Source organism: Butyrivibrio sp. (genome assembly GCF_024699075.1).
Map to the genome: position 1 here is coordinate 1 of NZ_JAILQF010000459.1, position 8,799 is coordinate 8,799.

Here is an 8,799-nt window from a genome sequence, read left to right on the forward strand (position 1 = left end):
TTTGAAGAAAGATTATTGTTTTCAGCTTCTTCCTTTAGATTTGAAGATATAACTTCAAGGAATCTGCCTGAATTTGAATTTGTCCCTCTCATACTGCAATTTATAAAAAGAGTCTTTTGACCTTTTATATCTTCATTAATTTCATTCGAAATAATATCTTCATTTTTTTCTTTCGAAATATCTCTTACGTTCTTTTTATTTTTACAGTCAGAATTTATATTCTCATCGCATTCTTCAAACCTTATCTCTTTGATAAGACCATTAAAATTCTTGCAAACAGCTTCGATGTACTTGGTTGTTCTTTCCTTTTCCGTATCGCTAAGCTCATGCCCCCTTATGACAAAACTCATAGGTTTAACTTCAGGATATCTCGGCTTATGATGCATCTCACCTTTATATATTCTGAAAAAAGGAAGAATATACCCGATACTCCTATCCAACACATTTTTAACAAAACTGCTTAACCCGCCATAGGTGTACCTGCTCATAATAACTACTTCTTCAGCCCTGTGAATTAGTTCTCCCATGTTATCATAACCATCTTTGATCACGCATCTGCAGGGTGTCTTAACCCAGCAGCCAAAGCAGCCCACGCATGGACTTATTGTCCCATTGTCAGATATAATCTCATAATTCTGGTAATCCTTGGCTCTTGCTTGCCATTCACTTTCGGAAAAATCATGTATTAAAAGTTTCATTATAATCTGACCTCTTTTCTTGCTTTTTTTGCCTCATGCTGTGAGTGAAACTACCAATCATCTAGAGATAATGGGCTTTCTGGCTACATCGCTATAAAGACAATTATAACCTTAAATATTTTTAATCATCAACATATTATATATAATTATCAAGATAACCCACCACATTTAAGTGGTGGGAATATCTTGATTTCTGGTGCGGGGGTATAAGCCCCGTACCAGTAGAGCTGCGTTAGCAGCGATTTTATAACGAGCAAAAAGTGACGCCTTTTCGAGTTTAACTTTTCATTTTAATAATAATCTTATCGTCTTCATATTTTAATTTTCATTTTCAAATTATCATCTCTATATCATAATTAACATCTTCGTAAGTCTATGTTATAGTAGGTAAGTCTGTGACACAATGAATTCACAGTTCAGAACAAGTATTTTTAATAGTTTTAGTTGAGGGAAAATGAGTTATTCAGAAAACAAAGAAAATGAATCTAAAAAAATGTAAAAAATGCGCTTCCATTCGCCTATTTGCAGTACTGCTGTTTTTAATCTTTGCATCATTAACAATAATGCAGTTTATAAGCGCAGCCAAATTCAGTAACTACGAGACCGCACCTGCATATATCACTAATGTAACTTCAGATACAGAATTCACCGGCAAAGGAACCTGGACCAAGTACACTTATGATGTTTACTGGACTTACAACGATGAAGAGCACATAACCACCATAAGATCATTAATTGACGAGCCTGATTATGATCTCACAATAGTAAGTGTTGATCCTGATACTCTCGAAATGACACTTGGCAGCACCAAAAAGAGCCTCCAAGGATCCCTTTTTACTGCATGTATAGCTATTGCAGCATTCATCGTATGGCTTGTGCTTCTCATATTATCAAAGAACAGAAAAGCTGAAGTTCTAAGTAACACAACACATCTTATAGCAATCTCACTTATCGCTCTGCCGATCACAGCCCTGTGCACCTATGCAATATGCACGGACAGCAGATACTCATCAAGCCTTGAACCGATCGTCATGCTTGACATTGTGTTTGCAATCGCACTTATAGGCAGCATCATAGTAAAGCTCTTTGTAAAAAGAGATAAATCATAATACTTTATATCTTATACTTAACATACACAAATTTTAAATAATTAAAGAAAACCTGTTGTAATGCCTCAAAAGGATTACAACAGGTTTTTTTCCTAAATCATTATCATTATTTAACAACAACTTCGCCCTTAGCTTCAGGATCATCCATTATCATCTCACCGACTGATTCAACAGTGATTCTGCCGCTGCGAGGATTCTTGATACTTACAACAGAAGAAGCGATATCAGCTACTACTTCTGACTTTTCGAATGCAAGATCGCAGTCGACCATGCGGCAATTGATGAGCTTCAGACCCTTACAATAGCAAAGAGGCTGAGTTCCAATGATCGTACAGTTCTCAAAAGTCACATTTTCACAATACCAGGCAAGATACTCGCCCTTTATAACGCTGTCCTTAATAACAACGTTCTTGGCGTGCCAGAAAGCATCCTTAGTATCAAAATCACATCCGGTGAAAACAGAATCTGTGATGTATTGGAAAGAATATTTGCCCTTAAGCTTTACATTTTCGAAATTCAAATGATCTGAGCGCATCATGAAATACTCACTCTGAGCGCTGGAATTTTTCATATTTATGGACTTTACAGACCATCCGAACTCAGGTGAAATGATATCGCAACCATCGATCGTAACATCAGCGCACTCTCTGAGCGCCTTGATTCCGTGCATCTTGGTATCTTTGATCTCAACATTCTCTGAATACCAAAGAGCCGCACGACAAGCCTCAGTCATCTCACTTCCGGAGACCTTAAGACCATTATCATGCCAGAATGGATATCTTAAGTTAAAAAAGGTATCTTTAACACTAATATTTTTGCACTCTTTAAAAGCACTTTCGCCATCGGCCGGTCCGTCAAAACGGCAATCTGTAACTTCTATGTCCTTACTTCCATATAAGGCTCTCTCTTCATCAAATGTTTGATTTGTAATTGTTTGCATATAATATAAGTCCTCCTGAGCTTAACTTTTGAAATGTGATTTTAACAAAGTATAATGAAATATAATTTTAACAAAACATAATGAAATGTGACTATAGCAAGGTATAATAATAAGCCTATATCTAATTTCAGTTCAAAAATACATTGTGTAAAATCTATTTGACAAAATCATTATACCCCCATCTCATAATATAAACAAATAAATATATTATAAATTACAAAAATGCCTCTGATATAATCCTGTTAAAATTCAGGAAATATATCAGAGGCATTGGAAACATCAGTTACAGAGCGTAGAGAGTATCTTCTTCAAAATTAAGGAAAACATCATCTCCTACCTTGTAAATCTTCTTATTCTTGGGATTATATTCCTGTATCTTTACAAGTGTGCCGGCTATCTCGATATGATAATCCTGATAAGCGCCCATAAAGCATGAATACTTTACTTTACCCTTAATATCGCCGCTATCTCCAAGATATGCCCCTTCAGGGCGAAGGACAACCTTGCAGTCTGCGCCAGTTTCCATATTGCCAGTAGCACATTTTACAGACGCTCCGTCAATCTCAACCACATCTTGAGATTTAACAGTCGCCTTCATGAAGTTAGCTTCGCCAATAAAGTCTGCAACGAACTGATTATTCGGATAATAATATGCTTCCTGCGGAGTGGAAATCTGCTCTACAACGCCGCTATTCATAATAATGACCTTATCAGAGATCGCCATTGCTTCACTTTGATCATGAGTAACATAAATTGCCGTAATCCCCGCTTCCTGCTGGATTCTCCTTATTTCAGTACGCATAGACACACGAAGCTTGGCATCAAGATTGGACAAAGGCTCATCAAAAAGAAGAACACCAGGTTCAATTACCAGCGCTCTTGCAAGAGCAACTCTTTGCTGCTGACCACCTGATAACTGGTTGGTCATACGGTTCTCCATACCTTCAAGCCCTACAAGCTTAAGGATATCAGTAACCTTCTCCTTGATCACAGCCTTATCAAGCTTCCTGAGCTTAAGACCATAAGCTACGTTATCATAGATATTGTAATGAGGAAGAAGCGCATAGCTCTGGAACACCATGGCTGTATCTCTTTTGTTAGGAGTAAGCGCGTTGATTGCCTCATTGCCAAGATAGATTTCACCCTCATCAGGACTCTCAAATCCAGCTATCATACGAAGAGTTGTCGTCTTACCACATCCGGACGGCCCCAGCAAAGTCACAAAACTTCCAGGCTCTATCTCGATATTGGCATCTTTTACAGCATAGAAATCTTTTCCAGTCTTTGGATCCTTATATATTTTTGATATATTTTCCAGTCGAACTCCCTTTTTCTCTTTAGCCATATTTTCCCTCTCTCTATTTTGTAAAAAAATATTAAGCACTACCTCTTTTTCCAAAGTAAAAAATAGATATTAGCGACAAAGTCAACTCTTTCAAGATAGTCTATAGATTATTGTGAATAAGATCTCTCTATGAAAATAACCCATATATCATAGTGACGAATATTACTCTTTTCATTACAATACATATTTCATAATGACGAATATTACTCTTTCATTACAATACATATTTCATAATGACAAAACTCACTCTTCCAAATTGACCTTTCGGCTGGTTCCAAAGTGTTTGATCAACAGATTCATGATAACAACTGAACCATATGTTATGAAAATAAGAATTGAAGCAAACGCGCACGCGATTCCATATGACCCCTTCTCGGCGAATTCATTGATCTGAACCGTGATAAGAAGGTACGACGGCGTAACCAGAAGGATTATCGCACTGATAGCCGTTATACTTCTGACAAAAGATGTTACGAAGCCGCTCAAGAAGCTGTCCTTAATAAGAGGTAATGTAACCGTCATAAATACCTTAAAACTGTCTGCGCCCATATCATAAGCGGACTCTTCTATACTCTTATCAATCTGACGAAGTGCAGAAATGCCGCTTCTAGTACCAGTTGGAAGACTTCTGACTATGAAGACAATAACAAGAATAGCACCGGTTCCGTAAAGCCCCTGAAGGATGCCGCTTCCAAATATACCGCCCGAAAATCCCCTAATATATCCAATACCAAGAACCGTGCCCGGAACTGCCATGGCAAGCATAGAAACTGCTTCGATAAAGCCCTTGGCCTTGAAATTTCTTTTTACAACAAGATAAGAAATGATCATTGACAAAAGAGCTGTGATCGGTGCGGATATGAGCGACAATATAAAACTATCCTTGAATGCCTTAAGACCTTTATATTTGGTGAAAACCTGACCAAACCACTTAAATGTAAGATGGAAATCGTATCCCCATGTACGGAACATCGCACCAAAAGGAACGCAAATATACATAAGAATTACAAATATGGCAAGTGCACTGCACATGATAGTCAGAGGCACAGTAACACTCTTATCCGTGATCAGCATTCGCTCTCTTGAAGCCTTACCTGAAAGCGTTGCCGTACTCTTGGCTTCAAGGTAATATTTCTGAACCACGAACATCACAAGAGTTATTGCAAGAAGTACAACCGCCATGGCCGCAGCACCCTCTTTATCATAAGCTCCTGTTATCTGCAAATATATCGTTGTTGCCAACGTATCATATGAACCACCGATGATCATTGGATTTGCAAAATCTGCTATTGATTCAATAAAAGTTACAAGAAAAGCATTTCCAAGACCAGGCAGTATCAATGGAAGTGTCACAGTCATAAATACTTTGAAACGCGAGGCACCCATATCTCTTGCTGCTTCTTCCAAAGACGGATCAATATTTTTTAACAGACCTTTGAGCATCATATAACACACTGGGAAAAAAGTCAGAGTCTGAACAATAACAATTCCCCAGAAGCCATAAACACTATTATCATAGATCTTCAAAAGAAATCTCGTGATGATACCGGCTTTACCAAAAAGCATGATCATTGAAAGAGACAAAACAAAAGGCGGGGATACAACAGGAAGCATAGAAACAACCTTAAATAGGCCTTCCATAAACTTTGTTCGAAGCTTGACATAAACTTCAACATAAGCAAACAAAAGTCCAATAAGAGCTGATTCTATACCAACAAGAAAACCGACTTTCAAAGTATTAGTTATGGCTTTTCTGAAATTTGAAAGCTCCATAACTCTTTTGAATGTATCAAGAGTGAATCCTTTGTCAGATATAAAGCTATCTACAAGCAGAATTGCCAAAGGATAGAGAATAAAAATCGTAAGAAAAACAATCAAAAGGATAATGGTCATGACCATTATCGGATCTCCCATAAGCTTTTTTCTGTCGAGACTGGCGCTTTGACTTTTGGCCATATCAAGTCCTCCTTACAGCATTATGCAAAATGGGGCGGATGCTTTTAAGACATCCGCCCGCAAAAGACATGATCATTACTCAGTCTGGAAACGATCGTCTGCAGCACTTCCAAGTGCAGTCATAACTTCTTCTACATAAGTTGTTGTATTTTCCTTAGCATCTGCAAAGTCATAATCCATTACGTTGTCAGGATCAAGACCATATTCAGTTGCAACTGCAGGCTGTTCAACATTATCAAGAACCAGGAACTGATAAGAACCGTTCTGAGCTGCAAGCTCTACACACTCAGGACTAAGGGCATATTCTATCCAGAGCTTAGCTGCATTAGGATGAGCACAGCCCTTGAAAATAGCTGTAGCACCAACTTCAAATGATGTACCTGATGAGGGAATTACAAGGCCGATATTACCATAACCATTATCAACGATCTGGGTAATACCATCATGAAGGAAACCTATACCTATAACACACTCACCTGTACCAACATTCTTGGATGGGCCGGAGCCTGACTTGGTATAAACTTCAATATTTTTATCCAGATCAACCAGATATTGAATGCCTTCATCATGGCCATATTTCTGGATCATAGTATTAACAACAAGCTTTGCAGTTCCTGCTGTGTTATAGTTTGAAAGCCATATAAGACCCTGATACTTCTCATCAAGAAGATCTTCCCAATCTGCAGGTGCTTCAAGGCCCATACGATCAAGTTCATCTGTATTGACCATAAATCCAAGGATTCCCTTGTAGATACCATACCAGTAACCGTCAGCATCACGATAGGTATCACTTATAAGATGGCTTGCATTTTGAGCTTCATAAGCCTCAAGAAGCCCCTCTCCTGCTGCAACATTATAAGGATCTGTTGTACCTCCAAACCAAACATCACCTGAAGGATTACCATTTTCTTCTTCAATTTTGCTCTGAACTTCACCGGTAGAAAGACGCTGATACTGAACAGTAATTCCATAAAGTTCCTGGAAATGTTCGCATGCAGCTGCGAGATACTCTTCCTCGCATGAACCGTAGACGATAAGCTCACCCTCAGCCTTAGCAGCTTCTATAAGCTCATCCAGATTTGCACCATCTGTAGCGTCAGCCTCTGTTTCTCCTGATCCTGTATCTTCAGTAGGAGTCTCTTCAGTAGCTGTGTTCTCAGTGTTAGTATCTGCTGCGGTATTATCACCGGAAGTATCAGCTCCCGAACCTCCGCAGGCCACCAAACTGAAAGACATAAGTCCTGCTAATACCAATGCCAATTTCTTTTTCATATTTCCTCTCCTTTCGAAAATGAATGTGAAAAATATGATTTAAGAATTGCTTTCAAACATAAGCCTTGAACACAATTCATAATCAACAAAACCATTGAGCATGACTATATTATTCGCTATTATATTCAGTTATTTGAGGTAGAAATTTATGATCTGATTATATTAAAAAACAAGTAAGCCAATTGAATCTGTCTTTAGTAATATGTAAATTCATATACTACATTTGCAGTCATTGAAAATCATTACTAATTTGAAATAATATATACTATATATATAATACCACATATCGAACATTAAATAATATTATATCGGAAATTTGTAAACAAAATATTAGTCACCAGATTACTAATAGTTAAACTCGTAAACGCTTCGCTTTTTACTCGTTATAAAATCACTGCTGACGCAGTTCTACGGGTACGGGGCTTATAACCCCGCACCCGAAATCAAGATACACCTTCACCTTTAGGTACATCATAAAATGTCAATTATCAATTTTTTTTACACTTAGCACATGTTTGATGAATAAAACTATCAGGAATAATCCAACCACCGCTAACATTGAAAACCCGCTCAGCATAACAACGATCAAAACTCCAAGTCTTTCATTTGGATTATCAAGAAACAAAATAAAAACTTCAGATATGATAAAACTAAATACAGCCGAAGAAAACGCAACAACAATAATCTTTCTTAGACTGTTCATAAGTCTGAAGATCATAAAGATAATTATAGTAACAAATATTGTTACAAACATTAGATAGTTAGCACTATCGCCGCATAGATCACGTATGAACTGCTCTATTTCAGAATCAAATAATTTACCGGGAACATAAAAATATATAAACATCAATGACAATAACGCATAAAAAAATCCTGTAATGATTGCGTTTACTATATCTGTTCTCTTCACCTTTTTACTAATATCTATGACTTCATTTCTTTTAGTAATATCCATAGCTATCTATTATTTGTTACTCCTTGCAAAGATGTGCTTAACCCATAAGATTATCAAGAAAATGAAAGTAAGAATTATTATTGCATAAGTATTTTTGGCAATCCCCTTAAAAACAACGTTTTGATCAAAAATAGACTTAGTAATCAACGAATTTACTAATAATATCACATGATTAGCTCCAACAGATGAAATTAGAAAAATTAGTATCTTTATAACATTATTCACTAAATCCAAAGCCATGAAAATAATTATCGTTATTAGCATAAAAATGCATAATTTCAAATTATTCTTACTTCCGCAAAGATCTGCAAAAAATCGTGCTGACTTAGAATAAAAAAGCGCTGCAATTATCTCATTGCTGAAGTATATCAATCCAACAAAAGAATAAATCACCCCAACAATAACTGTTTTTTTGTTTTCAATACTCTCTTCACTTTTTATCATATCCATACCCACCTCCTCGAATGATGTAACTTTATCAACCATGAACAGTATATATCACAAATATATTTTTATGCAGTTTT

8 protein-coding genes are annotated in these 8,799 nt (G+C 36.8%); 1 reads left to right on the forward strand and 7 read right to left on the reverse strand.

The genetic code is table 11. From position 1 onward, the window contains the following. Nucleotides 1-698, reverse strand: a 698-nt coding sequence (locus K6G87_RS18145; RefSeq protein ID WP_296840429.1) for a hypothetical protein, incomplete at its 3' end; no start/stop codon positions are given. A gap of 563 nt (nucleotides 699-1,261) precedes the next feature. Here K6G87_RS18145 and K6G87_RS18150 point away from each other — a divergent pair. Continuing rightward, entirely contained in the window at nucleotides 1,262-1,807 is a 546-nt protein-coding gene (locus tag K6G87_RS18150; RefSeq protein ID WP_296840431.1) for a hypothetical protein, read from the forward strand. 106 nt (nucleotides 1,808-1,913) lie between these two features. On the opposite strand, the gene K6G87_RS18155 is transcribed toward K6G87_RS18150, so the two are convergent. The 6 genes from K6G87_RS18155 to K6G87_RS18180 all read right to left on the reverse strand — a co-directional run bounded on the left by K6G87_RS18155 (nucleotide 1,914) and on the right by K6G87_RS18180 (nucleotide 8,725). Beyond that, on the reverse strand, nucleotides 1,914-2,747 hold the full coding sequence (locus K6G87_RS18155; protein WP_296840433.1) for a DUF3737 family protein: 834 nt from the start codon (nucleotides 2,745-2,747) through the stop codon (nucleotides 1,914-1,916). A 283-nt stretch (nucleotides 2,748-3,030) separates the two neighbouring features. Further along, nucleotides 3,031-4,092, reverse strand: coding sequence for an ABC transporter ATP-binding protein (locus K6G87_RS18160; RefSeq protein WP_296840436.1), 1,062 nt, complete (start codon nucleotides 4,090-4,092; stop codon nucleotides 3,031-3,033). Between the two features lie 243 nt (nucleotides 4,093-4,335). Next, entirely contained in the window at nucleotides 4,336-6,048 is a 1,713-nt protein-coding gene (locus K6G87_RS18165) for an ABC transporter permease (RefSeq protein ID WP_296840439.1), read from the reverse strand. A 75-nt stretch (nucleotides 6,049-6,123) separates the two neighbouring features. After that, a complete protein-coding gene (locus tag K6G87_RS18170; protein WP_296840442.1) occupies nucleotides 6,124-7,320 on the reverse strand; it encodes an ABC transporter substrate-binding protein in 1,197 nt (398 codons plus the stop codon). 481 nt (nucleotides 7,321-7,801) lie between these two features. Then, complete coding sequence (locus tag K6G87_RS18175; protein ID WP_296840445.1) at nucleotides 7,802-8,275, reverse strand: hypothetical protein; 474 nt, start codon at nucleotides 8,273-8,275, stop codon at nucleotides 7,802-7,804. Between the two features lie 9 nt (nucleotides 8,276-8,284). Beyond that, on the reverse strand, nucleotides 8,285-8,725 hold the full coding sequence (locus K6G87_RS18180; protein WP_296840449.1) for a hypothetical protein: 441 nt from the start codon (nucleotides 8,723-8,725) through the stop codon (nucleotides 8,285-8,287). Nucleotides 8,726-8,799 lie beyond the last annotated feature (74 nt).